This window comes from Frigoriflavimonas asaccharolytica (assembly GCF_013294015.1).
Taxonomy (GTDB): domain Bacteria; phylum Bacteroidota; class Bacteroidia; order Flavobacteriales; family Weeksellaceae; genus Frigoriflavimonas; species Frigoriflavimonas asaccharolytica.
Genome location: NZ_JABSNO010000022.1, coordinates 21,129 through 46,426 on the forward strand (window position 1 = coordinate 21,129; position 25,298 = coordinate 46,426).

Consider the following 25,298-nt stretch of genomic DNA (forward strand, 5'->3'; position numbering starts at 1 on the left):
TGATAATTTAAAATTCAAATTCATCAATATAAATTTTTAGTACTGACAATCAATTAATTATAAATAAATTTAAAATAATACACTACTTTGTATTGCATATTACTAAATTTAAAACATATCTTTGTAATGTCAATTAATAACAAAACTAAACTACCGAAACTAAAAGTCGCGAAAAACGAATAAGCAAATTCACAAAACTAATAACCTGCGGCTTTTATTTTTTATTAAAAACTATTTTACCATGAAAACTTTAATCACTTCTCTCGCCTTACTTTCTGGTTCTCTCTATTTTGCGCAAGAAACGTCGCCAAAAGATTCTATAAAATCTGAAAATATAGAAGAAGTAATCATTCAAAAAAAAGTATTTTTAAAAAAAGCAGATCGCATGATTTACGATGTAGCCAATTCGCCAATTGCAAAAGGAACTACCGCTTTTGATTTACTAAAAGAAACACCATTAGTTTCTTCTACAGACAATTCTACATTGAAAATTCTAGGTAAAAACAACGCAATTATCTACATCAATGGAAGAAAAACCAATATGGATGCAGAAGCTGTGATGGAAATGCTAAAAAACACGCCTTCAGAAAATATCTCGAAAATTGAAATTATCACCGTTCCTTCTTCAGAATTTGTGGTAGAAAGCAACGATGGAATCATCAATATCGTATTGAAAAAAAAGCAAACCGATGGCTTAAATGGGACTTTGAAATTAGCAGACGAGCAATCTTTCTACAATATGCCTTCTGCAGCTTTGAGTCTAAATTACAGAAAAGATAAATTGGGCGCAGATGGAAACATCTACTCTAGTTTGCAACAAACTCGCAGAGATTTAACGTTAACGAATGGAAATTCGACTTTTAATAATACCAGTATTGGAGGAATGACAGATCCCAATCAGAATTTGGGAGGCTACATTAATTTAGATTATGAGCTTACACCAAAACAAAATATTGGACTGTCTTACAATACCAGATATAATTGGAGCAATAATTCGCAAACCAATTTAAATAATACGGCAATAGATCTAATTGCAAATACCACCAAAAAAACAAATACTTTAAATATAGAAGATGCAACGTCTAAAAGCCACTCTTTGAATTTAAATTATGAATTAAAAACAGATGAAGAAGGCAGTAAATTGGTGATGAATGCTTCTTATTTAAATTATAATAGAATGCAACAGAACACCAATACAACTACCAATCTTGCTACAAATGGTGTAAATTCTCGTTTTTTGCAAGCCAATCCACAATTTGTAGATAATTATGGTTTCCAAGCAGATTATTTTCTAAAATTAAAACACGAAACTACTTTATCTTTTGGAGGAAACTACAACAACACAAAAACGGATAACGATACCACTTTTGAAAATTTAATTCCGCCATCTGGAATAGATGCCAATCTTTCTAACCATTTTGTATACAAGGAAAATATTTCTGGATTTTACGGAACATTAGAGAAAAGCATCGGTGAAAAATTTTCAGGAAAAATAGGAGCTCGCCTAGAATTAACGCATAACGAGGGTGACGTTTTGGGTAAAGAGGATCCTTTCTATCATTTCTCAAATGATTATGCTGATGTTTTGCCGTATGCAAGCGCAAACTATAATTTTAACAAAGACAATTCTTTAAGCTATACATTTTCTAGTAGAATTAGAAGACCATCTTTTGGCCAACTAAATCCTACCCGACAATACATTACGGAATTAAACTATGTGCAGAATAATCCTTTTATGAAAGCATCTACTTACTACACGAATGAAATAAATTATATGTTCAAAAATTCATACTTCTTTGTATTAAATCACACTTTTATAAAAGATGAAAACCAAGAAATTCCTTTGCAAAAAACAAATGCCAATGGCGAAACTGAATTAAGATACATAAGAACAAACTATGGAGATAAACAGGAATTTGGTGCCACAATAGGAATGCAAAAAACATTTTTTAACGGTATTTGGAATGCCAATAATAGTTTAAATTTAGCCTACAATATTTTTAAAGGTTCACTTTCTACAGATCCAATTACCAATGAAGAATTTCCCGTTTATGACATCAATAAAGACACCTTTTTTTATATGGTGCAACTTAATAATACGATCCGTTTATCTTCTAAAAAAGATTGGTATTTTGGCATAAATTATTTCTACTTATCGCCTCAAGAAGTAGAATTAGGGAAACTAGATACCCTACAAAGTTTAGATTTATCTGTAAAGAAAATCTATAAAGATTGGACTTTTATGTTTGAAGTAAATGATATCTTAGGCACCAATGTAGAATCCTTCAAAGAAATACAGAACACAGGATACTTTAACAGCGTAAATCAAAACCGATACAAAAGAAGCGTGAATTTAAGAGCAACCTATAATTTTGGAAATAAAAAAGTAGAAAAAATCCGCAAAACGGAAAGCGCAAATTCATCTATAAAAGACAGAACTTAATTCAATTTTTCATTTTAATTTCTCAAAAGAAATCCACATCATTTTTGGTGTGGATTTTTTAAATTTGAAAAGAAGATTGTTTAAATTTTCTACAATTTCGGCAAAAATATTTCAGCCAACATGCATCTCGCACTTCCACCACCGTTGGTTTCTATGGTTTCTAAATCTGCATAAATAATTTCACAATGGTTTTCAATAGAAGAAATTTGTTCTTCTGTTAAAGATTTAAAAGCTGTTTCGCTCATCACCAAAAATTGTTTTCCATCTGTATTTTGTACTTGAAGCATATTACCCGCAAAATTTTGCAGCTGATCTTCAGAAATTTCTATCAATTCTTTGTGGCTAGATTTGATGACTTCTTGCACTTTCTCGCGTTCCATTTCGTCATCAATACAATCCAAACAGATTACCACAAATTGCTCTGCAACACACATCATCACATTGGTGTGGTATATTGGCAATCTTTCGCCGTTAGCATTTTGATAAGAATGAAATACTATTGGTGTATATTCTATTTTCTCACAAAAATCTTGAAACAATTCTACATCCAATCTCAATGAAACAGAGCCATAGGCCAATTTATTATCATGATCAAAAATGATACTTCCTGTTCCTTCCAAAAATTTCCCCATATTTTCTGCAGGAGATAAATCTAAAATATTTTCCACCAAAAAACCTTCAGTTTTAATGGTTTCTATAATGTCATTTCTTCTTTCCACTCTTCTATTTTCTGCAAACATCGGATAGGTAACCGCGGTTCCATCAACATGAAAACTCACCCAATTATTTGGAAAAATAGAATCTGGCGAATGTGGTTCCAAAGTATCTTTTATAGAAATGACGTTAATGCCTTTAGATTTTAATTTTTCTACAAAATTTTGAAATTCCACCAAAGCTTTTGCTTGAATATCGTTTCCCTTTTGTTCTACTTGAAAATAATTATTCTCTGCCGTTTCAGCATTATAGCCAAAAGCAATAGGCTCAATCATCAAAAGTGTATCTGTAGTTTGCATAATTTTTTTATTTCAATTAGGCAAAAGTATGATTTTTTTGATTATTTTTAATCACAAATAAGGATGATTAAAATTTTTATAATAATATAAAACTGAGAATTTTTCTTTTTTCTTAACGCAAAGATTATCTGTATATTTACTAAATAGTAGGCAAAGATTATGACTTTGTCATTGAAGCGTATGTTTGAAGTGCTTTTAATTTAAACGCTGTAAAAAAATCATTTAAATTAACGTTTGACGGAAACAAAATAATCGAATAATTTATATATCACTATTCACAAACTTAATCAAATTGCTTGCAATTAAATCTTTGCATACTAAAGTTAGAATTTAGCAAAAAATATCTTTGCGTTAAAAAAAATCTTAGAGTTTCATTTGCAATTATAGCATTTATCAAAAGTTTATCTTAAATTAGTTCAATATATTTTAGAAATAAATAGAAATGGAACTTTCTGAAAATCAAATTTCCTATAAAATAATAGGAGTTGCCTTGGAAATTCATAGAACATATGGAGTTGGTTTGTTAGAAAAAGCTTACGAAGATATTCTAGCTTATGAACTAAAAGAACTTGGGCTTGATGTTAAAGCTCAGCTTTCACTACCTTTGAAACATAAAGACCTCGTTATTGAGAACGCTTATCGTTTAGATTTATTGGTAAATGAAAAAGTGATTATTGAAGTGAAAGCTGTATCAGAACTTCATCCAATTGTTGATGCTCAAGTTTTGACTTATTTAAAATTGACTAAATTAAAATTAGGAATAATTATCAATTTTCACTCTAAATTATTAAAAGATGGTATTAAACGTAAGGTAAATAAATTGTAAAAATTATGTTAGAAATTGCTTGTTTTGATCTTACTTCGGCAGAGATTGCCTTGGCTTCGGTTGCAGATAGAATAGAATTTTGTAGAGATAGATTTCAAGGTGGAACAACGCCAGATCTGGAAGAATTTAAATATTTAAAAGAAAAATTTGATAAACCCATTTATATAATGATTCGCCCAAAAGGTGGCGACTTCTACTACAGCGACGATGAATTTGCAGAAATGATAGAATCCATCAATAAATTTAAAAAATATGGAGCAGATGGTTTCGTTTTTGGAATTTTGGGCAGACAGCAGGAAATAGATCTAGAAAGAAATAAATTTTTGCTAGATCTTGCACATCCAATTCCATGTACCTTTCATAAAGCAATAGATCGTGTACCAGATTATGAACTTGGAATTTCAAAAATAGTAAAATTAGGCTTTCATAATGTGCTGACTTCTGGCGGCGCAGAAAATTTGCGAGATGGCGCGGAAAATATAAAAAAAAGCATCGAAAAACACTCCGACAAAATAAATATAATAATTGGCGGTGGTTTACGATCCGATAATATAAAAAGGGTAAAAGAGGAAACTGGCGGCAGCAATTTCCATTCTTCTGCAATTACAAAATATGGCATTTTTGCGGATGAGACAGAGATTAGTGAGATCAAGACGTGGATTTAGGAAATAATATTGGTGAATTTTACAAGAGTGACTTCTATTTCTTCGCAGAATTTTCCCATTATTTGTCTTTCCGTAGGAAACTCTGTAGTATTATTAGACTTCAAGATGCTTTCAGCATGACAAACTGGCTGTTGTAAAACCTACTCTCTAACCAATGGCAAAGTAGAACATCTCAATAAACCACCCATTTTGGAAATTTCTCGGTAAGGAATTTCTTCTACCGTCATTCCCCAGTTTTCTCGCAGGTGCTTATTCAACCTCGTAAAACTAGAATCTGAAACCACAATCTCTGGCGAAATGGAAAATATATTTGGATTCATTTCAAACATTTCTTGCTTTGTCACATGAAAACAATTTGATTCCCCAAAAATTTGTACCACTAATTTATAATCGTCTTCACTTACAAAACCATCTTTGTAAATGATGCATTTATCTTTGCCAATAGGATTAAACGTGCAATCCAAATGTAAAATCCCCTGAAAAGGATCTGTGTCATTTTTCTTTAATTCTAAATCTATAATTCTCTTCTTAGGGAAATATTCTTTTAAAATTTCTATTGCATATTCATTTGTTCTGGCAGTTTTAAAGTTTCTATAATCTTCGGAAAAGCAAGTTCCTATAAAAATGAAATTGTTCCAAGAAATAACATCGCCGCCTTCTATATGTGCAGATTCTGGAAGATTGATTATGTTTTTCCATCCTACTCTCGCAAATATTTTGCGATAAGCATCTTGCTCATCATAGCGATCTTGAATAATATTAGAAATAATCATCTTATCTTCTATTACAAAAGCAACATCTCTGGCGAAAACTTGATTGTAATCTTTTATCAAACTCGGACGGTAAACTTCTACATCATGCTTTTTCAAAATCTTTTCAAATTCTGTCATCTCAAAAGTAATATCCTTTTCTTGAGGATAGATATTATTTTGAATTGAATGGTAACTCTTGGCATCAAAACTATCTTCTAGAGAATGTGGTGCACCCATGGAATCTGGTAATCCAAGAACTACTGATTTTAATTTGCCGGTTTCGTTATTGATGTTTAACTTCATATAAATGGTAAAAAACAAATATACGAATTGTTAAGTAGTTTTGGGAGTTTTGTTTAATATCGGTATTTATAAAAATAGAAATTTTCTAGATTAAATTATTATAAAAATTTGTAGATTATTTTTTAAGATTTCCGAAAATATATTGTCTTGTAATCATTTTAAAAATTGATTTTTTAGAATAAAAAATAAGCCTAAAAATATAAGCGCTCCACCTGCTCCTTGCCAAAAACTCAATACATTTAAATTTTTCGAGATAATATTTATGGGAATAAAGGGCAATAGTAATAAGATAATTCCTACTATCAAAAAGATAATATATTTTTTCTCAACTTTTTTCATGATTTTACTTTTAAAAGATGACTATTTTCAATGAGTAAATTGAATTTTCTATTTGTTACAAAATTTTGAATCTAGCGAAAATCTGCGCCCCGACTTGAGTGGAAATCCTTTTTTTGGTGGCTGAGCTTGTCGAAGCCAGCAAAAAAAAGATTGATTCAGATTTTCTATTTTTCATTTGAATCATCGAAACTCGTTCCTCGTTTTGGGAACGGAAGGCGGGAATTGGCGCCCAAAAAATTAAGGTTAAGATTGCTTCTCCCGATAGTTATCGAGATCGCAATGACAGCGCACTCTTTTTTTCCTCGCAACGACAGAAAAAAATCCCTTCCAAAAAATTGAAAGGGATTGTAAATATTTTAAATGAAAAAATTATCTGCTTTCCATAGAAACGTAATCTCTTACAGCTTCACCTTGGTATACTTGTCTTGGACGAGCAATAGGTTCGTTGTTCAAACGCATTTCTTTCCATTGGGAAATCCAACCTGGAAGTCTTCCTAATGCGAACATTACGGTAAACATTTCTGTAGGAATTCCTAAAGCTCTGTATACAATTCCAGAATAGAAATCTACGTTTGGATACAACTTTCTTTCTACAAAGTATGGATCTTCTAATGCTACTTTTTCTAATTGCATTGCAATTTCTAAAGTTTTATCTTGGATTCCTAATTTAGCAATTAATTCGTCGGCTGCTTTTTTAATGATTTTTGCACGAGGATCAAAGTTTTTGTAAACTCTATGACCAAAGCCCATCAAACGGAAATTGTCGTCTTTATTTTTTGCTTTTTCTACGTATTTAGAAACATCTCCACCATCTTTATCAATCATTTCTAGCATTTCTATCACCGCTTGGTTTGCACCACCATGAAGTGGACCCCAAAGTGCAGAAACTCCTGCAGCAACGGATGTAAATAGACCTGCATGTGCAGAACCTACCATTCTTACGGTAGAAGCAGAACAATTTTGCTCATGATCTGCGTGAAGAATTAATATTTTGTCTAATGCATCTACAACCACAGGATCCATTTCGAAATCTTCGTTTGGTTTGCGAAATGCCATTCTGTAGAAATTCTCTACATAATTAAGAGAATTATCTCCGTGATTTAATGGTAAACCTTGTGTTTTTCTGTAAGTCCAAGCACAAAGATGTGAAAATTTCGCTAGTAGAACTTCAGATGCATGATCTAAATCTTCTTTAGATTTTACATCTACACCTTTTGGATTAAATGCTGTAAGTGCAGAAGTCATGGAAGATAAAACTCCCATTGGATGTGCAGATCTTGGAAAAGCATCGATGAGTTTTTTCATCTCCTCGTTTACATAATTGTCAGATTTTAATCTTCCTTCAAAGCTTGAAAATTCCTCTTTGGAAGGTAAATTTCCGTGCAAAAGCAAATACATTACTTCTGTGAAATTAGATTTTTCTGCCAATTGCTCAATCGGATATCCTCTGTACGATAGTTCACCTTTGTCGCCATCTAAATAAGTAATTTGACTGATGGTAGAACCTGTATTTTTAAATCCTAAATCCAAAGTGATCAAACCAGTTTGATCTCTCAATTTAGAAATATCTATACCTCTATCACCAATGGTGCTTTCTATAATTGGGTAATCAAAGGATTTCCCATCGTAGTTTATTGTTACTTTATTTTCTGACATTGTCTTTATTTTGTTTTGATAAAAGTACGGAAAAAGTGTTTAATATTAAAATAATACCATTGTATTTATAATAAATAATTGTTAAATTTTTATAAATCTTGGCCTTTCAACAGTCTTTTTGATAGTTTATAGATTTATTAATTTGATTTTCAAATATTTACAAAAAACACCGAACGTAATATCCGGTGTATTGATTTTGTCTATCTGTTTATTTTGAAGGCATCTAAACCTGGGAAATATGCTGTTTCTCCCAACGCTTCTTCGATTCTCAAAAGTTGATTATATTTTGCCATACGATCTGAGCGAGATGCGGAACCCGTTTTTATTTGTCCACAATTCATTGCTACAGCAAGATCTGCAATCGTAGAATCTTCTGTTTCGCCAGAACGGTGAGACATTACGGACGTATATCGGTTGTGTTGTGCCATTTGTACAGCATCCATGGTTTCTGTTAAAGTTCCGATTTGGTTTACTTTTACCAAAATTGAATTCGCAATTCCTTCGTTGATACCTCTAGAAAGTCTTTCTACATTGGTTACAAACAAATCGTCGCCAACTAATTGTACTCTATCTCCAATTTTATCTGTCAACATTTTCCAACCTTCCCAATCGTCTTCGTGCATACCATCTTCTATGGAAATAATTGGATATTTTGCGGCCAATTCTGCTAAATAATTTACTTGTTCGCTTCTATTGAAATGCGCAGATTCTGGTGTTTCAAATTTTCTATAATCGTACATTCCGTCTTTGTAGAATTCGGACGCGGCGCAATCTAATGCAAACATTACATCATCTCCCACTTTATATCCTGCTTTTTCTACAGCTTGAGAAAGTGTATCTAGCGCATCTTCTGTTCCTTTAAATTTTGGCGCAAAACCACCTTCATCTCCAACAGCGGTAGAAAGACCACGACCATGAAGAATTGCTTTCAAATGATGAAAAATTTCTGTCCCTTTTCTTAAAGAATCGCTGAAAGATTCTGCTTTCACAGGCATTACCATAAATTCTTGAAAAGCAATCGGTGCATCTGAATGCGAACCACCATTGATCACGTTCATCATTGGAACAGGAAGCGTGTTTGCATTTACACCACCTACATATTTATACAAAGGCATTCTCAAATGTGTTGCCGCTGCTCTTGCCGTTGCCAAAGAAACACCTAAAATTGCATTTGCTCCGAGGCTAGATTTATTTTTTGTACCGTCTAATTCAATCATCATTTGATCGATATAATTCTGATCGGTAACGGGCATTCCTATTAATTCTGGCGCGATGATCTCTCTTACATTTTCTACGGCTTTGCTTACGCCTTTACCCATAAATGCGCTTCCGCCATCACGTAATTCCATGGCTTCATGTTCTCCGGTAGAAGCTCCAGAAGGAACTGCAGCTCTTCCCATTGCTCCACTTTCTGTGAAAACATCTACTTCTATGGTAGGATTTCCGCGGGAATCTAAAATTTGACGTGCCTCAATGTAAGAAATGTAACTCATGTTTTTTGTTTTTATAGTATAATACTACAAATTTAAGGAATTTTATGGTGGCGGGAAATTTTATTTACTTTTGTGTAAAGATTGGTCACGGATTGCAAATCCGCGAGATCGGATTATCAGTTAAAAAATATATAACAGGTAATCTTGATAGTGAATCGATTCTTATTGAACAAATCAATTCGGATGAGGTTGCAAATCCGCGATATGGGAAAAGAAAAACTTTTATAAATTACAATAATATGACAATACAAGAAAAATTTTACTCAATAATAGATGAATTGTTTAAAAATAATCCATCAATATTAAAAATAAATTCAGGAAATAAAGTTTCAAGTATATTATTATTCAAAGATTTTATTAATATAATAAAAATTTGGAAAGATAATTTAAACTTAGCATACACTCCATTTGCAAGAAAGATTAGTTTAGATAATCAAATGTTAATAAATGATATTAATCAAAATTGGCATAATCAATTACCCACAATAACTGAATTTAAAGAATATGTTTCAATAAAATATAATTTTGAATTTAGTACAAATGTATTAAATTATGTATACATATATTTTTATATTACTTGGGAAGTTTTTAAAGATAAAGAAAATGTAATAAAATTTAATTTGCAAAATCCATATAAAGGCTTAATTCAATTATTTATTCAAGACAATATTTATATGCATGAAGGTATATATATAGGTAATATAACAATGAGTCATAGTAAAAGTATTAACTTTAAACTACCCTCTATTGATAATGATTTTTTAGATTATATAGATAAAAAATGTAAATTAGTTGGTAGTGATGGTATTCCCAATCAAGAAGAAGTTAATCAACTATGGGAAGAATTTCAAAAACCCAATGTCGCGGATTTGTAATCCGTGACCTGATATGTAATCCGTGACCAACTTATAACTATCTTTAATTAAAAATATGTCTGATGTTGAAGATTAATAAAAAAAAAGGAAATTAATGAAATCTATTAAATTACTAATAATTTTGCTCCTTTTTATAGGGTGCAAGTCGGAAAAAGAATGGAATAAAGAAGAGTTAGAAATTGTTACATTTTATATAAATGAAAAATTATTTAGAGATGTTCTTTCTCCTGATATAAATAAAGAGTTTATAGAAATATATGAAAAAGATAGTGCAAATTATAATACACTTCAAAAATATATGGAGTTAGATTCGATAGTTACAAAAGAAGTTTCAAAAAGAAAGTTCTACATTACAATATCAGACTTTGATGTTCCACCTTATTTAAAATTTTAATATTATGGCAGGAACAAATAAATTTAAAAATATTTATGGTAAGGATATTACTAATAACCAAACAACCTCGTTGAAAGAATATCTCAAAGAATTTTATATAGACGGCATACTAAAAAAATCAGAACGAATAGAAAATAGTAAAGTAGAATTTACTTATTATTATTTAGATGATTCAGAAAATATAAACAATTTATTACCTTTATACCTCAATAAAAAAGTTTCTTTTTACAATATTTCTTTTGTAAATAACCTTAAATTAGAAGTTATTTATTCTTATGAAAATGGAATATTAGTAGGTAGATGTAAATCAGTTATTGATAGTGGAAATAAAATAGTATGTTATCAAGGACTTGATATTTCAGGATTACCAATAAATACTGAAACAAGGAAATATTTTTATGAAAATAATGAGCCAAAATATACATTTGAGTATGATGAAAATGGTGATTGTTTTATAATCTATGATGATACTACCGATCAGCAAGATATTTTTGCTTGGGATATAGGCGATCCAAACTTGACTTCATTTTCGTGGCAAGGTTTTGAATATTACGAACATGCAGAACCTATAATACCATAGTAGGATAATTATGGCACAAATATTAGATAAAATATTAGTTGTAGATGTAGAAGCTATTTGTTGGGAAGGCAAACTTCTAGAATATGGTAAATGATATTATAGAAATAGGTATCTGTTTATTAGATGTAAACACTGGAGAAGTTTCTGATAATAGAGGGATATTGGTAAAACCAGATGTCGCGGATTTGTAATCCGTGACCAACTTATAACTATTTTTAATTAAAAAATATGTCCACTTCTTACAAAGCCACAGAAATAGATAGTGCCTATTTCATCACGATCACAATTGTTGGTTGGGTAGATGTTTTTACAAGACTATCGCAGAAAATGGTCATTATTGATTCTTTTAAATATTGCCAAACACAAAAAGGCTTGACGATTTTTGCGTATTGTTTAATGTCTAATCATCTGCATTTATTTTGTAGAGCAGACGGAAAATATTTGCTTTCTGAAATAATGCGAGATCTCAAAAAATTTACTTCAAAGAAAATAATTGAAACCATGCAATCTGAACCTGAAAGTAGAAAAGAGTGGATGTTAGATTATTTTAAAAAATCTTGCGAACATCTTGCACGAGAGCAAAATTATAAAGTTTGGCAAGATGGCTATCATGCAGAAGAAGTATTTTCTAATAAATGGATTAAAGAAAAAATAAATTACGTTCATCAAAATCCTGTGAAGCAGAAAATTGTAAGTGAGCCAGAACATTACTATTTTAGCAGTGCAAGAAATTATGCGGATTTAGAATGTGCGATAGATGTGGAAGTTGTTTTTATGGGGTGAAGTGGTCACGGATTGCAAATCCGCGACATCGGAAGAGATCGGGTTAAAAATCCGCGACAACGGGAATAATGCTGCAAAAGATTTTAGGCAACAACGTTAAATCAGGGACTTGAAATCAGAAAAAAAGCCATCTATTTTAGATATTTATAAAAAATCAGAAGATAATTTACGAGCAAGACCATGTTATTAACTCAAAATCCCTAAATAATATGAATTTTAAAACTAAAATAGTTACGATTTTATTATTCTCTTTATTAATTACGAATTGTAAGGAGGAATTGAAAGAATGTGTAAGCCAATCTACTGATACTAATGTAAAACTATATAATGATTTAACAGATCAGTTGATACCTTATTTTTTTAGAGAAGATTATTTAGGTGATAAAAGATATTTTGATAGTTTAAGAGTTCATGATGATAATTTATATATCGAAGAGAAGACAAAAGCGCACAACGAAATTTTTAATCATCCTGAAAAATTTTGCAATTTGTATATAGATTCTACTAAAAGTAAAAATACATATTTTGCTACAGATAATACCGAGGTTTATTTAAGACGCATAATCAGAACGAAGGATTTTTTTAAAGACTTTTCTAATAGTCCAGATATTAAAAATTTAAGCATACGAAGTACTATAAAAGCAAATCAATTTAATTTGTGTACCGCAAAAGTCCTAGATCTGGCAGAGTATGATACAAATGATTGTGAGATAGGTGTTATCTATTTTTCAGAGATTGTATTCGATACTTCAAAAAAAAGAGCATTAGTTTTTGTTGACCATCATATAAAAAAAGATTATTACGGTAGAAATGCTGTATTTATACTAAGATTGCATGATAATTATTGGGAAATAGAAGATGCTATGTTAATGTCAACTTCCTAATTTCAAGCTCTTTTCTTTTTTCTCCTGCTGTCGCGGATTTGTAATCGGAGACCAACATCATTAAAAAAAAACAAATTAATTCACCTTAAAATAAAACCTGCGCAACTTTGACCATAAACATGCGCATGTTTCACTCCATTCTTGCTTAGGTTTCATATCAAACATGCGCAGGTTTCATCACAAACATGCGCAGGTTTCTACAAACCCTTGATACAAGGCTTCCAAAAGCTTGTAAAGATTTAATTTAATACTGATTTTCAAAACCTTAAAATTTAAAAAAGCAAAGGTTTTATTTGGCATAAAATCCTTAACTTTCATTAAAATAATTATTTATGAAAAATTCTATTTTAATAACTGCATGTATTGTTTTAAGTTTGATTTCCTGCAAAAAGAATAACGCAGAAAGTGTAGACAATGCACAGCAGAGCATTAATTCTTTAAATATGGATGAAACACAAAGCTATACCTACATTGCAAGTGATAGCGAACGGGCAAAGGTCACTTTTCAAAATGCTGGTGCAGATCATACCATTACCATCAATTCTAACAATACCAAATTTGTTCTAGACAAAAAAGATGGTGATGAAGATACCCAAATCTACGAGAGAAATGGCGTGCAAGCAAAATTGACCAAAGATTCTTTGTTTATTATACAAGACAACCAAGTAATTCCACTTGTTTTATCTAAATAATTATTTCAACTTTTGAATTCGCTCTTGGTATGTGAAAAACTATTTTAATGTATTTTCTAGTGTTTTGATGTTGCCATCTACTGGTTCTGTAATTTTAAGTCCCAATATTTGCGCTATCAAAGGATAGACGTGTATATTTTCAAATGGTTTTATCTTAAGATTATTTTTGAAAGCTGGTCCGAAGGCGTAGAAAGTTGCACGCATTTCGGGCGTTTTTTTGGAATCGTAGCCATGCTTTCCTACAGATGTTTTCTTCCCTTTTTCTAGAAAAATATTTGGTGCTTTTGGAACTAAAAGTATTTGCCCGATCCTATCGTACAAGTCGTCTTTTTCTGAAAAATGAAATCTTTTGGGGAAGTTGCTATCGAGATAAACTTTGTAATTTCTGTTTTTACTTCTCTTTAATTCTTTGTAGGTTTCTTTTACTAATTCAGGATTTTTCACAAATACCCTCAAAAGTGTTTGAGAATTATAGTAATCAAATCGAGATTTATCTTTCAAAATTTCTGGAATATCCATCGCTTCTTCTTTTGCTACTTTTATCATCCCGTGATCTGAAACAAAAATAAAGTTCATATTTTCTAATCCCAATTCTTTTACTTTTGCTACTAAACTTCCTACAGCAGCATCTACCACATGCACAGCTTGCTCTGCTTCTGGGCTTTCTGGTCCAAATTTGTGCCCATCATGATCTACTTCTGGAAAATATAAGGTGATAAAATGAGGTCTTTTATCCTCAGGTAATTTCAACCAATTGATGACTTTTTCTACCTTATCATCTGGGGAAAATTTCTCGTGATAATTATAATAGTACGTTGGTCTTTTACCTCCAGCATCACTTTCTGACCCTACCCAAAACATTGATGCAGCTATCATCCCTTGCTTTTCTGCCAAGCTCCATAGTGGGATTCCTCCATACCAACTGCCATCTCTTACCTTCGTTTTGTCGCTCATTGCATAAGTTTCCTTTCTTTTATAATCATAAAAATAATTATCTACCAAACCATGATGGGCAGGATATAATCCTGTTGCAATGGTGTAATGATTGGGGAAAGTGATGCTCGGAAAACTTGGCAACATAGATTCTCCTTGAACTCCACTTTCGGCAAGTTTTAGAAGATTAGTAGCATTATATTTTTTAGCAAAATCATATCGAAAGCCATCTGCAGAAATAAGAATCACATAAGGTTTTTTTGTTGCAGCGATGGTATTTTCTCTATCCGGAATTACGATTTGAGCTGTATCTGATTGAGAATAGGAAAAATTAAAACTTAAGATTAATAGAAAAATAAGATGTTTCATAATAGATGAAATTTTTAAAATGGACTGCTAATTTTTAGAGATCGTTGGAAAATTTTTTAAAACAAAATAACCACCTAAAAAAGTAAGTGGTTATTTATTATTTGTAAAAAGAAAACTTAAAAGATTACTCTTCTGTTTTTTCTTCTTCAGAATCTACTTCAGCTGTTGGAGTTTCCTCAACTACTGCATCAGATACAGTTTCTTCAGATTTTGCTTCAGCTTTTGCATCTGCAAGAGTGGCTACTTTTTCAGTTTTCGGAGCAGATGCTCTTCTACTTCTTCTAGTAGTTTTCTTTTCTTCTTCGTTAGGATTGTACATTTCGTTGAAATCTACTAATTCTATCATTGCCATATCTGCAGCATCACCTAGTCTGAAACCAGTTTTGATAACTCTAGTGTATCCACCGTTTCTTTCTGCAACCTTTGGAGCAACTTCACGGAACAATTCTGTAACGGCTTCTTTACTTTGTAGGTAAGAGAAGGCTGTTCTTCTATTGTGTGTAGTATCTTCTTTAGATTTCGTGATGATAGGTTCTATGTAAACTCTTAGTGCTTTTGCTTTTGCAACAGTAGTGTTAATTCTTTTGTGCTCAATAAGAGAACATGCCATATTGGAAAGCATAGCTTTTCTGTGTGGAGCGGTTCTGCTTAAGTGATTAAATTTTTTGCCGTGTCTCATTTTATTTTATTTATCAGCGTCTAGTTTATACTTTGCTGTATCAAAACCAAAGTTTAAACCTTTAGCATGTACTAGCTCTTCTAATTCTGTAAGAGATTTCTTTCCGAAATTTCTAAATTTCATTAAGTCTGATTTGCTATATGAAACCAGTTCTCCTAATGTTTCTACTTCAGCAGCTTTCAAGCAATTCAATGCTCGAACGGAAAGATCCATATCTGCTAATTTAGATTTTAGCAATTGTCTTGTATGAAGTGTTTCTTCGTCGTATTGAATAGATGCTTTTACAGCTTCTGTTTCCAAAGTGATTCTCTCATCAGAGAAAAGCATAAAGTGGTAAATCAAAATCTTGGAAGCCTCCGTCAAAGCGTTTTGTGGACTTATAGAACCATCTGTTTCTATATCCAAAACCAATTTTTCATAATCGGTTTTTTGCTCTACACGATAATTTTCTACAGAATATTGTACTTTTTTAATTGGTGTAAAAATAGAATCAATCGCTATTGTTCCCAATGGTGCGTTTGTATTTTTATTTAATTCTGATGGTACATATCCTCTACCTTTTTCTATACCAAAAGTAATTTCAAAAGTTACATCTTTGTTCATCGTACAGATTACTAAATCTGGATTCAAAACATCAAAACCACTAATGGATTTTGCAAGATCTCCTGCAGTTACAGATGTTTGATTACTAACTGTTGCAGTTACCTGCTCAGAAGTTGCATTCTCTGTATTTGCTTTTAAACGGAGTTGTTTCATATTTAAAACCATTTCTGTAACATCTTCAATGATGCCAGGAATAGTAGAAAATTCGTGCTCTACGCCTTCTATTTTTATCGCTGTAACAGCGAACCCTTCTAAAGACGAAAGTAAAACTCTTCTTAATGCATTTCCTATAGTTAATCCAAATCCAGACTCTAATGGTCGGAATTCAAACTGACCTCTGAAATCATCAGAATTGAGTAATATTACTTTATCGGGTTTTATGAATTGTAAAATTGCCATATAATTTGGTTGAGCAAACTTTGAGAGTAATTATTATTTAGAGTAAAGTTCCACGATCAGCTGTTCCTTAATATCTTCAGGAATTTGCATTCTTTCTGGTGCAGAAATAAAAGTACCAGATTGTTTTTCATCGTTGAACTGTAGCCAATCGTAATTAGATTTTCCTGCAAGGGAATCTGCAATTACTTCTAAAGATTTAGATTTTTCGCGAATTGCGATTACATCTCCATCTTTCAAAATGTAAGAAGGAATGTTCACCAATTCTCCATTCACTGTTACGTGACGGTGAGAAACCAATTGTCTTGCCCCAGATCTAGTTTTTGCATATCCAAGTCTGAATACTACATTATCTAATCTAGATTCGCAAAGTTGTAAAAGAACTTCTCCAGTTACCCCTTTTGCTCTTACTGCTTTCTTATACATATTAGAAAATTGTCTTTCTAAGATGCCATAAGTATATTTTGCTTTTTGTTTTTCGGTAAGCTGTATAGCGTACTCTGATTTTTTCGCGTTACGTCTCTTGTTTGGTCCGTGTTGTCCTGGTGGTTGATTTTTTCTTCTTTCGAAGTTTTTATCATCACCGAAAATAGGAGCTGCAAACTTACGTGCGATTTTTGTTTTTGGTCCTGTATATCTTGCCATAATTTGTTTATTAAAGGTTCAGAATTTAAAAATTCAAGGTTTTAAATACATTAAAATTGAATTTATAAACATTGAATAAATTATACTCTTCTTCTTTTAGGAGGTCTACATCCGTTGTGTGGTATTGCAGTAATATCTACAATCTCACTCACTTCTATACCTGTATTGTTTAAAGTTCTAATAGCAGATTCTCTTCCTGCACCTGGACCTTTCACAAATACTTTCACTCTTCGAAGACCTGCTTCATGTGCTATGTTTGCACAGTTTTCTGCTGCCATTTGAGCAGCAAAAGGAGTATTCTTTTTAGAACCTCTAAATCCCATCTTACCTGCAGATGACCAAGAGATCACTTCACCAGCTTTGTTGGTTAAAGAGATAATGATATTATTAAAAGTAGCTTGGATATGAGCTTCCCCAATCGCTTCTACTTTTACTTTTCTTTTCTTTGTAGCTTTCGTTTGTTTTGCCATAATTCTTACCGATTATTTACTTGCTTTCTTTTTGTTAGCAACAGTTTTTCTTCTTCCTTTTCGGGTTCTAGAATTATTTTTAGTTCTTTGTCCTCTTAAAGGTAATCCTAGTCTGTGACGTATTCCTCGTTGGCATCCAATATCCATCAATCGCTTGATGTTTGTTTGAACTTCAGAACGCAATTCACCTTCTACCTTTACGGTTTCTGTGATGTAGTTTCTGATCAATGCCAATTCATCGTCATTCCATTCGTTGACTTTCTTATCTTCGCTGATACCAGCGTTTTTTAGAATTTGGGAAGCAGTGCTTCTTCCTACACCGAAGATGTAAGTAAGACCAATAACTCCTCTCTTGTTTTTTGGTAAATCAATACCTGCAATTCTCGCCATAATTTAGCCTTGTCTTTGTTTAAATTTTGGGTTCTTTTTGTTGATCACGAAAAGTACACCTTTTCGGCGGACGATTTTGCAATCAGCACTTCTTTTTTTGATAGATGCTCTAACTTTCATTTGACTTTTGTTTAATTTTCCAACGGTTAAATGAGATCTTACGGCATCATTCCCTTTTGTTTAAATTTTAATGATAATTGTAATCACAGGATTACAAGTTGTTTTCTATAATAAAATTCAGAACTTTCTGAATTAATATCTGAATGTAATTCTACCTTTCGATAGATCGTAAGGAGACATCTCTAATCTAACTTTATCACCAGGAAGAAGTTTGATGTAGTGCATCCTCATTTTACCAGAAATATGAGCAATTAAAATATGCCCATTTTCTAGTTCAACACGAAACTGCGCGTTGGAAAGTGCTTCCGTTATTACGCCGTCTTGTTCTATATGTTTCTGTTTTGCCATTTAATTTATTGTGGGTTTGATGTTCTAGATAATTTAGACTGCATCAAACCATCATAATGATGATTTAGTAAATACGTGTTGATTTGCTGTATTGTATCCAAAATAACTCCAACCATGATTAATAGTGAGGTTCCTCCGAAAAACAAAGCAAATCCTTCTGTTTGAACTAGCCAACCAAACACAAGCGCTGGAAGGATTGCAAAAATAGCTAAAAATATTGAACCTGGCAAAGTTATTTTTGATAAAATATCATCCAAGTAATCAGATGTATCTTTTCCTGGTCTTACTTTCGGTATTAGACCGCCATTTCTCTTTAGATCATCTGCCATTTGATTCACAGGAATTGTGATTGCAGTGTAGAAAAATGTAAATATAATAATCAAAAGTGCGAACAAGAGATTGTATTGCCAGCTAAAAACATTTTTAAAACCTCCCAAAAATGTATTCGTGGAATCTACTTTTGTTAAAAGTCCTGGTAAAAACATCAATGCTTGAGCGAAAATGATTGGCATTACACCTGCTGCATTAACTTTTAATGGTATCCATTGTCTTGCGCCATCCATCAAATTTTTAGTAACACCACCTCTAGCTTGTGCTCTACTTACATATTGAATTGGGATTTTGCGAACTGCAACAGAAAGTAAAATTCCTAGTAGTATAACGACCATCCAGAATATTACTTCTATCAAAATCACTATTGTACCAGCACCAGCTGCTCCAGTTTGCGTAACGTATTCTTGTACGAAAGCTTGTGGAAGACCTGCTAAAATACCTACCATAATAAGGATAGAAATACCGTTACCGATACCTTTATCTGTAATCTTTTCTCCTAGCCACATTGCAAATACAGAACCTGCAACCAATAATACTATACTAGGAAACCAAAACATAAACTGGCTTGGTTCTATATAATAAGCTGATTGAAATTGCGAGTAAGGCAAAAACATTTGTGTAATTGAGGTAAGATAAGATGGAGCTTGAACTAAACAAACAGCTATTGTAAGCCATCTTGTTATCTGATTTAAGGTATTTCTACCAGACTCTCCGTCTTTTTGCAGTTTTTGTAAATATGGAATTGCCATACCCATTAATTGCACAATAATAGATGCAGAAATATACGGCATTATTCCTAAAGCCATGATAGAAGCATTTGCAAAAGCACCACCAGTAAAAGAAGATAGCAAACCTAAAAGACCTGCACCTTGCTTATTACCACCTTGACTTTTATAATGTTCTAATAAATCTCCAACTTCAGCAAGATTAATTGCTGGAAGAGAAATGTATGTTGAAAATCTATACACTAGGATAATACCCAAAGTGAAGAGAATTTTTTCTCTTAATTCTTTTAGACTCCAAATATTCTTGAGTGTTTGTATAAATCCGTTCATTTCTTGTATTAAAGAGTGATTGCTTTTCCGCCTGCTTTAGCAATAGCTTCTTCAGCTGTTTTGGTAAATTTGTTTGCAGATACAGAAACTGCACTTGTCAGCTCTCCTCTACCTAAAATTTTCACCATATCATTTTTACCTGCTAAACCATGTTCCATCAAAACATCTCTTGTGATGTCTCCTTTTACATCTTTAGTATCGATAAGCATTTGTAATGTATCAAGGTTGATACCTCTAAATTCTTTTCTATTGATGTTGGTGAAACCAAATTTAGGCAATCTTCTTTGCAAAGGCATTTGACCACCTTCAAAACCTACTTTTCTTGAGTATCCAGATCTAGACTTTTGTCCTTTGTGTCCTTTTGTGGAAGTACCACCTTTTCCAGTTCCTTGCCCTCTACCAATTCTTTTTGAATTATGTGTAGAACCTGCTGCTGGTCTTAATTTATTTAAATTCATGATATTTTTAGATTTGAGATTAAAAGATTAGAGATTGGAGACTTCATAAAAATTCCGTCTCTAATCTCTTGTCTAATTTCTTATTTTTGAACTTCTAGAAGGTGACCTACTGCTCTCACCATTCCAAGAATTGCTGGAGAGTCATCATGTTCTACTACTTGTTGCAATTTTTTAAAACCTAAAGCTTCAAGAGTTCTCTTTTGTCTTTTAGTTCTATTAATAGCACTTCTTACTAATTTGATTTTTATTTTCGCCATTTTCTTAAAAATTAACCTTTAAAAACTTTCTCCAATGATATACCTCTCATTCTTGCAATTTCTTCTGGTGTTCTAATATCCAATAATGCTTTGAAAGTTGCCTTTACAACATTATGTGGATTAGAAGATCCTTTAGATTTTGAAAGTAAATCTGTAATACCTGCACTCTCTACTACCATACGAACTGGTCCACCGGCGATAACACCGGTACCTTGTGAAGCTGGTCTCAAGAAAATATCTGCACCACCAAATCTTGCTGAAGTTTGGTGAGGAATTGTAGTATTTTTTCTTGGTATTTTTACTAAATTTTTCTTAGCATCTTCTACTGCTTTTGCAATAGCTGAAGCTACTTCTTTAGATTTTCCTAAACCAAAGCCGATGATACCATCTTCGTTTCCTACAACAACAATTGCAGAAAAACCGAATGCTCTACCACCTTTGGTTACTTTTGTAACTCTATTTACAGAAACAAGACGATCTTTTAATTCTAATCCTCCCGGTTTCACTCTTTCTATATTTTCTATACCTAACATAATTTCCGAAATTTAATGATTAGAATTTTAGTCCTGCTTCTCTTGCGCTATCAGCAAGTGCTTTTATTCTTCCGTGATATACAAATCCGTTTCTATCAAAAACTACTGATGAAATACCAGCAGTTTGTGCTTTTTCTGCTATTGCTTTACCAACTGCAATAGAAACATCTGTTTTTGTACCTGTTGTATCCAATGATCTAGAAGATGCATAAGCCAACGTAGTTCCAGAGACATCATCTATTACTTGAGCATAAATTTCTTTATTGCTTTTGTAAACAGTTAATCTCGGTAATTCTGAAGATCCAGAGATTTTCCCTCTTACTCTTCTTTTTATTCTTATTCTTTTTTGTACTTTAGTAAGTGCCATATTCTTATGATTTTATTAAGCAGATTTACCAGCTTTTCTTCTTATTATTTCTCCAACGAATCTTACACCTTTCCCTTTGTATGGTTCTGGTTTTCTGAAAGATCTTATTTTTGCGGATACCATCCCAAGAAGTTGCTTATCAAAAGATGACAATGTAATTATTGGGTTCTTACCTTTTTCTGTAAGTGTTTCAATCGTGATTTGCTCTGGCATGTGCATTACAATACCGTGTGAGAAACCTAAAGATAAATCTAATCTTTGCCCAGCATGTGAAGCTCTATAACCTACACCTACTAATTCTAATTTTTTGGTGAAACCTTCTGAGGTTCCTATCACCATATTGTTTATCAACGCTCTTAGCAATCCGTGTAGTGCTTTATCTTCTTTAGATTCTGTAGCACGGGATAGTGTAAGTACGCCGTCTTCTTGTTTTAATGAAATACCACCTTTTAATTCTTGCGTTAGGGTACCTTTAGCACCCTTTACTGTTACAACACCATTTTCTTCGGTAACTGTAACTCCTGCAGGAATAGTGATAATTGCTTTACCAATTCTAGACATTTTCCTAATTTTTAATTGTTAATATACGTAGCAAATTACCTCACCACCTACTTTTTCTTCTCTGGCTTTCTTATCAGTCATCAATCCTCTTGATGTTGAAATAATAGCCACACCTAAACCATTCAATACTCTTGGAAGATCTTTTGTTCCTTTGTATTGTCTTAAACCCGGTCTAGAAGCTCTTTGTATAGACTTCATAGCTGGTTTGTTGGTTTTTTTGTCATATTTTAAAGCGATTTTGATATTCCCTTGAACTTCGCTTTCTTCGAATTTGTAATTCAAAATATAACCTTGTTCAAAAAGAATTTTCGTAATCTCTTTTTTAACATTTGATGCAGGAATATCTACCACTTTGTGGCCTGCGCTTTGAGCGTTCCTTACTCTAGTTAGGAAATCTGAAATTGGATCTGTTACCATTTTTTATTAAATTATTTTGGTTAATGATAATTAGTTTTGATTTCAGAATCAAGATTTTAAATTCAAAAATCAAGATTTAAATCTTGGTTCTCTTATCTTGTCTCTTGGTTCTTTATTTCAACTTAATTACCCGGATTTTTTATTGATAATAATTACCAGCTTGCTTTTTTCACACCTGGGATAAGACCTTTGTTTGCCATCTCTCTAAATGTAACTCTAGATAAGCCGAAAGTTCTCATGTATCCTCTTGGTCTTCCAGTGATTTTACATCTGTTGTGTAATCTTACTGGTGAAGCGTCTTTAGGTAATCTTTGTAATGCTTCGTAATCTCCAGCTTCTTTCAAAGCTTTTCTTTTCTCTGCATATTTTGCTACTGTAGCTTCTCTTTTGCGCTCACGCGCTTTCATTGATTCTTTAGCCATCTTTTAGTTCTTTTTAAAAGGCATACCAAAATGCGTTAATAATGCTTTCGCTTCTTTATCAGTTTTCGCAGTTGTAACAAAAGTAATATCCATTCCTTGAATTTTCTTTACTTTATCAATTGCTATTTCTGGAAAGATGATCTGTTCTGTAATCCCAAGATTATAGTTTCCTCTACCATCAAAACCATCAGCTTTGATACCATTGAAATCTCTAATTCTTGGCAAAGCAGAAGAAGTAAGTCTATCTAAAAACTCATACATTTTATGCGCTCTTAAAGTAACTCTAGCTCCAATTGGCATTCCTTTTCTTAATTTGAAAGCTGCTTCATCTTTTTTAGAAATAGTACCAACTGCCTTTTGACCAGTGATCATCGTCAATTCTTCTATTGCATAATCTACAATTTTCTTGTCTGCACTTGCTTCTCCCAAACCTTGAGAAAGACAGATTTTCAATAATTTAGGAACCTCCATTACGGATTTGTACCCAAACTCTTCCATCATTGCAGGAACAATTTTTTCTTTGTAATTATTAATGGGTCTAGCTATATATTCCATCGTTGTATTAATTATATTGTTTCTCCGGTAGATTTAGCTACTCTAGTTTTCTTATTGCCATCCATTTTACTTCCAGTTTTTGTTGCTTTACCATCTTTGTCAGTTAGCATAACATTAGAAATATTAATAGACGCTTCTTTTTCTACAATACCACCTTGAGGACTTTGTGCAGAAGGCTTCATATGTTTTTTAACAATGTTTGCGCCTGCAACAATTACTCTAGGATCTTTACCTTCTTTTCTTATTACCTGAAGAATTTCTCCTTTGGTACCTTTATATTTACCGGTAGTAACGATTACGTTATCTCCTCTTTTCAATTTTAATTTTGTCATTTTCTTGGAATTTTGTAAAATTAAAGTACTTCTGGAGCAAGAGATATAATTTTCATATATTCCTTATCTCTTAATTCTCTAGCAACTGGTCCGAAAACACGTGTACCTCTCATTTCTCCTGTTGGATTTAAAAGAACGCAAGCATTGTCGTCAAATTTGATGTATGAACCATCTTTTCTACGAACTGCTTTTTTTGTTCTAATAATAACTGCTTTAGAAACTTGTCCTTTTTTAGCAGATCCAGCGGATGAATTTTCTTTGATAGTAACTACCACTTTATCACCTACTGAAGCATATCTTCTTCTTGTTCCACCTAGAACTCTGATCACTAGTACTTCTTTTGCACCAGTATTATCAGCTACTTTTATTCTTGATTCTGTTTGTAACATTATTTAGCTTTTTCAATGATTCTTACTAATCTCCATCTCTTACTCTTGCTCAAAGGTCTTGTTTCTACAATTTCCACTGTATCTCCTTCGTTGCACTCATTATTTTCATCATGAGCTGTATATTTTTTCGTTTTCAAAACGAATTTTCCATACATCGGGTGCTTTATTCTGCTTGTTTCACTTACAACAATAGTTTTTTCCATTTTATTGCTAGAAACAATTCCGATTCTTTGTTTTCTTAAATTTCTTTCCATTTTAAAATGAATTATTGTTGTTGTTGTTTAGCAGACAATTCTGTTTGCAATCTTGCAATTGTTCTTCTCAAATCTTTGATTTGAATAGGATTTTCCAAAGGGCTAATCTTGTGTGCAAGTTTCAACTTTGTGTATTCTGCTTGCATAGAAGTTAGATTATTTTGCAAATCTCCTGCGCTTAAATTTTTGATATCAGCATTTTTCATTTCTAGATCTTTTATTGAGGTTTAACAAAATCGTTAGCTACTACAAACTTAGTAACAATTGGAAGTTTCTGTGCAGCTAAACGTAGTGCTTCTTTAGCAACTTCGTAAGGAACACCGCCAACTTCAAACATTATTTTACCTGGTTTTACTACAGCTACCCAATATTCTACAGCACCTTTTCCTTTCCCCATCCTTACTTCGGCTGGTTTTTTGGTAATAGGCTTGTCTGGAAATATTTTGATCCATAGTTGACCCTCTCTTTTCATATATCTAGTTGCAGCAATACGTGCTGCTTCTATTTGTCTTGCAGTAACCCAAGCTCCATCTGTAGCTTTGATTCCGAAAGTTCCATAAGCAAGTTGGTGTCCTCTACCAGCTATGCCTTTCATTTTCATTTTATGGACCTTACGAAACTTGGTTCTTTTTGGTTGTAACATAATTTAAATTTTAGATTGAATTTTAGATTTTGATTTTAAAAAAGTAACGGTAATTTAAAATTTGAGCCTAA

General features: G+C 32.3%; 36 protein-coding genes. 9 read left to right on the plus strand and 27 right to left on the minus strand.

What is annotated here, in order from left to right:
• The first annotated feature begins 241 nt into the window (after positions 1 to 241).
• Positions 242 to 2,443 (plus strand): outer membrane beta-barrel family protein, encoded by a 2,202-nt coding sequence (locus HNQ03_RS12655; RefSeq protein ID WP_173780057.1) that lies wholly within the window; start codon positions 242 to 244, stop codon positions 2,441 to 2,443.
• An 89-nt stretch (positions 2,444 to 2,532) separates the two neighbouring features.
• Here the strand turns inward: HNQ03_RS12655 and ctlX are convergent, their stop codons facing one another.
• A complete protein-coding gene (gene ctlX, locus HNQ03_RS12660; protein WP_173780058.1) occupies positions 2,533 to 3,456 on the minus strand; it encodes a citrulline utilization hydrolase CtlX in 924 nt (307 codons plus the stop codon).
• A 442-nt stretch (positions 3,457 to 3,898) separates the two neighbouring features.
• On the opposite strand from ctlX, the gene HNQ03_RS12665 reads away from it, so the two are divergent.
• Both HNQ03_RS12665 and HNQ03_RS12670 read left to right on the plus strand, forming a co-directional pair.
• On the plus strand, positions 3,899 to 4,282 hold the full coding sequence (locus tag HNQ03_RS12665; protein ID WP_173780059.1) for a GxxExxY protein: 384 nt from the start codon (positions 3,899 to 3,901) through the stop codon (positions 4,280 to 4,282).
• Between the two features lie 5 nt (positions 4,283 to 4,287).
• Positions 4,288 to 4,947, plus strand: coding sequence for a copper homeostasis protein CutC (locus tag HNQ03_RS12670; protein ID WP_173780060.1), 660 nt, complete (start codon positions 4,288 to 4,290; stop codon positions 4,945 to 4,947).
• Positions 4,948 to 5,087: 140 nt separating this feature from the next.
• On the opposite strand, the gene HNQ03_RS12675 is transcribed toward HNQ03_RS12670, so the two are convergent.
• The 4 genes from HNQ03_RS12675 to eno all read right to left on the minus strand — a co-directional run bounded on the left by HNQ03_RS12675 (position 5,088) and on the right by eno (position 9,490).
• Positions 5,088 to 6,002, minus strand: coding sequence for a dimethylarginine dimethylaminohydrolase family protein (locus HNQ03_RS12675; protein ID WP_173780061.1), 915 nt, complete (start codon positions 6,000 to 6,002; stop codon positions 5,088 to 5,090).
• 153 nt (positions 6,003 to 6,155) lie between these two features.
• A complete protein-coding gene (locus tag HNQ03_RS12680) occupies positions 6,156 to 6,341 on the minus strand; it encodes a hypothetical protein (RefSeq protein ID WP_173780062.1) in 186 nt (61 codons plus the stop codon).
• 369 nt (positions 6,342 to 6,710) lie between these two features.
• Complete coding sequence (locus HNQ03_RS12685; RefSeq protein ID WP_173780063.1) at positions 6,711 to 7,997, minus strand: citrate synthase; 1,287 nt, start codon at positions 7,995 to 7,997, stop codon at positions 6,711 to 6,713.
• 200 nt (positions 7,998 to 8,197) lie between these two features.
• Positions 8,198 to 9,490 (minus strand): phosphopyruvate hydratase, encoded by a 1,293-nt coding sequence (gene eno / locus HNQ03_RS12690; protein ID WP_173780064.1) that lies wholly within the window; start codon positions 9,488 to 9,490, stop codon positions 8,198 to 8,200.
• A 44-nt stretch (positions 9,491 to 9,534) separates the two neighbouring features.
• On the opposite strand from eno, the gene HNQ03_RS12695 reads away from it, so the two are divergent.
• The 6 genes from HNQ03_RS12695 to HNQ03_RS12720 all read left to right on the plus strand — a co-directional run bounded on the left by HNQ03_RS12695 (position 9,535) and on the right by HNQ03_RS12720 (position 13,698).
• The gene (locus HNQ03_RS12695; RefSeq protein WP_173780065.1) at positions 9,535 to 10,365 is read left to right on the plus strand and encodes a hypothetical protein; all 831 of its coding nucleotides are present in this window, start codon (positions 9,535 to 9,537) and stop codon (positions 10,363 to 10,365) included.
• Positions 10,366 to 10,459: 94 nt separating this feature from the next.
• Positions 10,460 to 10,759: a hypothetical protein gene (locus HNQ03_RS12700; RefSeq protein WP_173780066.1), complete on the plus strand. Its 300-nt coding sequence runs from the start codon at positions 10,460 to 10,462 to the stop codon at positions 10,757 to 10,759.
• A 4-nt stretch (positions 10,760 to 10,763) separates the two neighbouring features.
• Positions 10,764 to 11,339, plus strand: coding sequence for a hypothetical protein (locus HNQ03_RS12705; RefSeq protein ID WP_173780067.1), 576 nt, complete (start codon positions 10,764 to 10,766; stop codon positions 11,337 to 11,339).
• 228 nt (positions 11,340 to 11,567) lie between these two features.
• Positions 11,568 to 12,122, plus strand: coding sequence for an REP-associated tyrosine transposase (locus HNQ03_RS12710; RefSeq protein ID WP_173780068.1), 555 nt, complete (start codon positions 11,568 to 11,570; stop codon positions 12,120 to 12,122).
• Positions 12,123 to 12,331: 209 nt separating this feature from the next.
• Positions 12,332 to 13,006, plus strand: a complete 675-nt coding sequence (locus HNQ03_RS12715) for a hypothetical protein (protein WP_173780069.1) — start codon at positions 12,332 to 12,334, stop codon at positions 13,004 to 13,006.
• A 332-nt stretch (positions 13,007 to 13,338) separates the two neighbouring features.
• Entirely contained in the window at positions 13,339 to 13,698 is a 360-nt protein-coding gene (locus HNQ03_RS12720) for a hypothetical protein (RefSeq protein ID WP_173780070.1), read from the plus strand.
• 39 nt (positions 13,699 to 13,737) lie between these two features.
• On the opposite strand, the gene HNQ03_RS12725 is transcribed toward HNQ03_RS12720, so the two are convergent.
• The 22 genes from HNQ03_RS12725 to rplP form a co-directional block, all read right to left on the minus strand.
• The gene (locus tag HNQ03_RS12725) at positions 13,738 to 15,000 is read right to left on the minus strand and encodes an alkaline phosphatase family protein (RefSeq protein ID WP_173780071.1); all 1,263 of its coding nucleotides are present in this window, start codon (positions 14,998 to 15,000) and stop codon (positions 13,738 to 13,740) included.
• Positions 15,001 to 15,124: 124 nt separating this feature from the next.
• The gene (rplQ, locus tag HNQ03_RS12730) at positions 15,125 to 15,679 is read right to left on the minus strand and encodes a 50S ribosomal protein L17 (RefSeq protein WP_173780072.1); all 555 of its coding nucleotides are present in this window, start codon (positions 15,677 to 15,679) and stop codon (positions 15,125 to 15,127) included.
• Positions 15,680 to 15,685: 6 nt separating this feature from the next.
• Positions 15,686 to 16,681: a DNA-directed RNA polymerase subunit alpha gene (locus HNQ03_RS12735; RefSeq protein WP_173780073.1), complete on the minus strand. Its 996-nt coding sequence runs from the start codon at positions 16,679 to 16,681 to the stop codon at positions 15,686 to 15,688.
• Between the two features lie 33 nt (positions 16,682 to 16,714).
• Complete coding sequence (gene rpsD, locus HNQ03_RS12740) at positions 16,715 to 17,323, minus strand: 30S ribosomal protein S4 (RefSeq protein ID WP_173780074.1); 609 nt, start codon at positions 17,321 to 17,323, stop codon at positions 16,715 to 16,717.
• Positions 17,324 to 17,403: 80 nt separating this feature from the next.
• Positions 17,404 to 17,793 carry a 30S ribosomal protein S11 gene (rpsK, locus tag HNQ03_RS12745; protein WP_173780075.1) on the minus strand — a complete coding sequence of 130 codons (390 nt, stop codon included), beginning with the start codon at positions 17,791 to 17,793 and terminating at the stop codon, positions 17,404 to 17,406.
• Positions 17,794 to 17,805: 12 nt separating this feature from the next.
• Positions 17,806 to 18,183 (minus strand): 30S ribosomal protein S13, encoded by a 378-nt coding sequence (gene rpsM / locus HNQ03_RS12750; protein ID WP_173780076.1) that lies wholly within the window; start codon positions 18,181 to 18,183, stop codon positions 17,806 to 17,808.
• A gap of 3 nt (positions 18,184 to 18,186) precedes the next feature.
• Complete coding sequence (gene rpmJ, locus HNQ03_RS12755) at positions 18,187 to 18,303, minus strand: 50S ribosomal protein L36 (RefSeq protein ID WP_007839480.1); 117 nt, start codon at positions 18,301 to 18,303, stop codon at positions 18,187 to 18,189.
• A 132-nt stretch (positions 18,304 to 18,435) separates the two neighbouring features.
• Positions 18,436 to 18,651, minus strand: a complete 216-nt coding sequence (infA, locus tag HNQ03_RS12760) for a translation initiation factor IF-1 (RefSeq protein ID WP_147756836.1) — start codon at positions 18,649 to 18,651, stop codon at positions 18,436 to 18,438.
• A gap of 5 nt (positions 18,652 to 18,656) precedes the next feature.
• The gene (secY, locus tag HNQ03_RS12765; RefSeq protein WP_173780077.1) at positions 18,657 to 20,039 is read right to left on the minus strand and encodes a preprotein translocase subunit SecY; all 1,383 of its coding nucleotides are present in this window, start codon (positions 20,037 to 20,039) and stop codon (positions 18,657 to 18,659) included.
• An 8-nt stretch (positions 20,040 to 20,047) separates the two neighbouring features.
• Positions 20,048 to 20,497, minus strand: coding sequence for a 50S ribosomal protein L15 (gene rplO, locus HNQ03_RS12770; RefSeq protein WP_173780078.1), 450 nt, complete (start codon positions 20,495 to 20,497; stop codon positions 20,048 to 20,050).
• An 80-nt stretch (positions 20,498 to 20,577) separates the two neighbouring features.
• A complete protein-coding gene (gene rpmD / locus HNQ03_RS12775; protein ID WP_173780079.1) occupies positions 20,578 to 20,754 on the minus strand; it encodes a 50S ribosomal protein L30 in 177 nt (58 codons plus the stop codon).
• 11 nt (positions 20,755 to 20,765) lie between these two features.
• On the minus strand, positions 20,766 to 21,287 hold the full coding sequence (rpsE, locus tag HNQ03_RS12780; protein ID WP_173780080.1) for a 30S ribosomal protein S5: 522 nt from the start codon (positions 21,285 to 21,287) through the stop codon (positions 20,766 to 20,768).
• A 19-nt stretch (positions 21,288 to 21,306) separates the two neighbouring features.
• Positions 21,307 to 21,654, minus strand: coding sequence for a 50S ribosomal protein L18 (gene rplR / locus HNQ03_RS12785; protein ID WP_173780081.1), 348 nt, complete (start codon positions 21,652 to 21,654; stop codon positions 21,307 to 21,309).
• Between the two features lie 15 nt (positions 21,655 to 21,669).
• On the minus strand, positions 21,670 to 22,215 hold the full coding sequence (gene rplF, locus HNQ03_RS12790) for a 50S ribosomal protein L6 (RefSeq protein ID WP_173780082.1): 546 nt from the start codon (positions 22,213 to 22,215) through the stop codon (positions 21,670 to 21,672).
• An 18-nt stretch (positions 22,216 to 22,233) separates the two neighbouring features.
• A complete protein-coding gene (gene rpsH, locus HNQ03_RS12795) occupies positions 22,234 to 22,632 on the minus strand; it encodes a 30S ribosomal protein S8 (RefSeq protein WP_173780083.1) in 399 nt (132 codons plus the stop codon).
• 152 nt (positions 22,633 to 22,784) lie between these two features.
• Positions 22,785 to 23,054 (minus strand): 30S ribosomal protein S14, encoded by a 270-nt coding sequence (gene rpsN, locus HNQ03_RS12800; RefSeq protein WP_173780084.1) that lies wholly within the window; start codon positions 23,052 to 23,054, stop codon positions 22,785 to 22,787.
• A gap of 3 nt (positions 23,055 to 23,057) precedes the next feature.
• Positions 23,058 to 23,609, minus strand: a complete 552-nt coding sequence (gene rplE / locus HNQ03_RS12805) for a 50S ribosomal protein L5 (RefSeq protein WP_173780085.1) — start codon at positions 23,607 to 23,609, stop codon at positions 23,058 to 23,060.
• Between the two features lie 11 nt (positions 23,610 to 23,620).
• Positions 23,621 to 23,941, minus strand: a complete 321-nt coding sequence (rplX, locus tag HNQ03_RS12810; RefSeq protein ID WP_173780086.1) for a 50S ribosomal protein L24 — start codon at positions 23,939 to 23,941, stop codon at positions 23,621 to 23,623.
• Positions 23,942 to 23,961: 20 nt separating this feature from the next.
• Positions 23,962 to 24,330, minus strand: a complete 369-nt coding sequence (gene rplN / locus HNQ03_RS12815) for a 50S ribosomal protein L14 (RefSeq protein ID WP_173780087.1) — start codon at positions 24,328 to 24,330, stop codon at positions 23,962 to 23,964.
• Positions 24,330 to 24,584 carry a 30S ribosomal protein S17 gene (rpsQ, locus tag HNQ03_RS12820; RefSeq protein WP_173780088.1) on the minus strand — a complete coding sequence of 85 codons (255 nt, stop codon included), beginning with the start codon at positions 24,582 to 24,584 and terminating at the stop codon, positions 24,330 to 24,332. Before rpsQ ends, rplN begins: the two co-directional genes overlap by 1 nt.
• A gap of 11 nt (positions 24,585 to 24,595) precedes the next feature.
• Positions 24,596 to 24,790, minus strand: coding sequence for a 50S ribosomal protein L29 (gene rpmC, locus HNQ03_RS12825; protein WP_173780089.1), 195 nt, complete (start codon positions 24,788 to 24,790; stop codon positions 24,596 to 24,598).
• Between the two features lie 11 nt (positions 24,791 to 24,801).
• Positions 24,802 to 25,227 (minus strand): 50S ribosomal protein L16, encoded by a 426-nt coding sequence (rplP, locus tag HNQ03_RS12830; protein WP_173780090.1) that lies wholly within the window; start codon positions 25,225 to 25,227, stop codon positions 24,802 to 24,804.
• Positions 25,228 to 25,298: the final 71 nt, after the last annotated feature.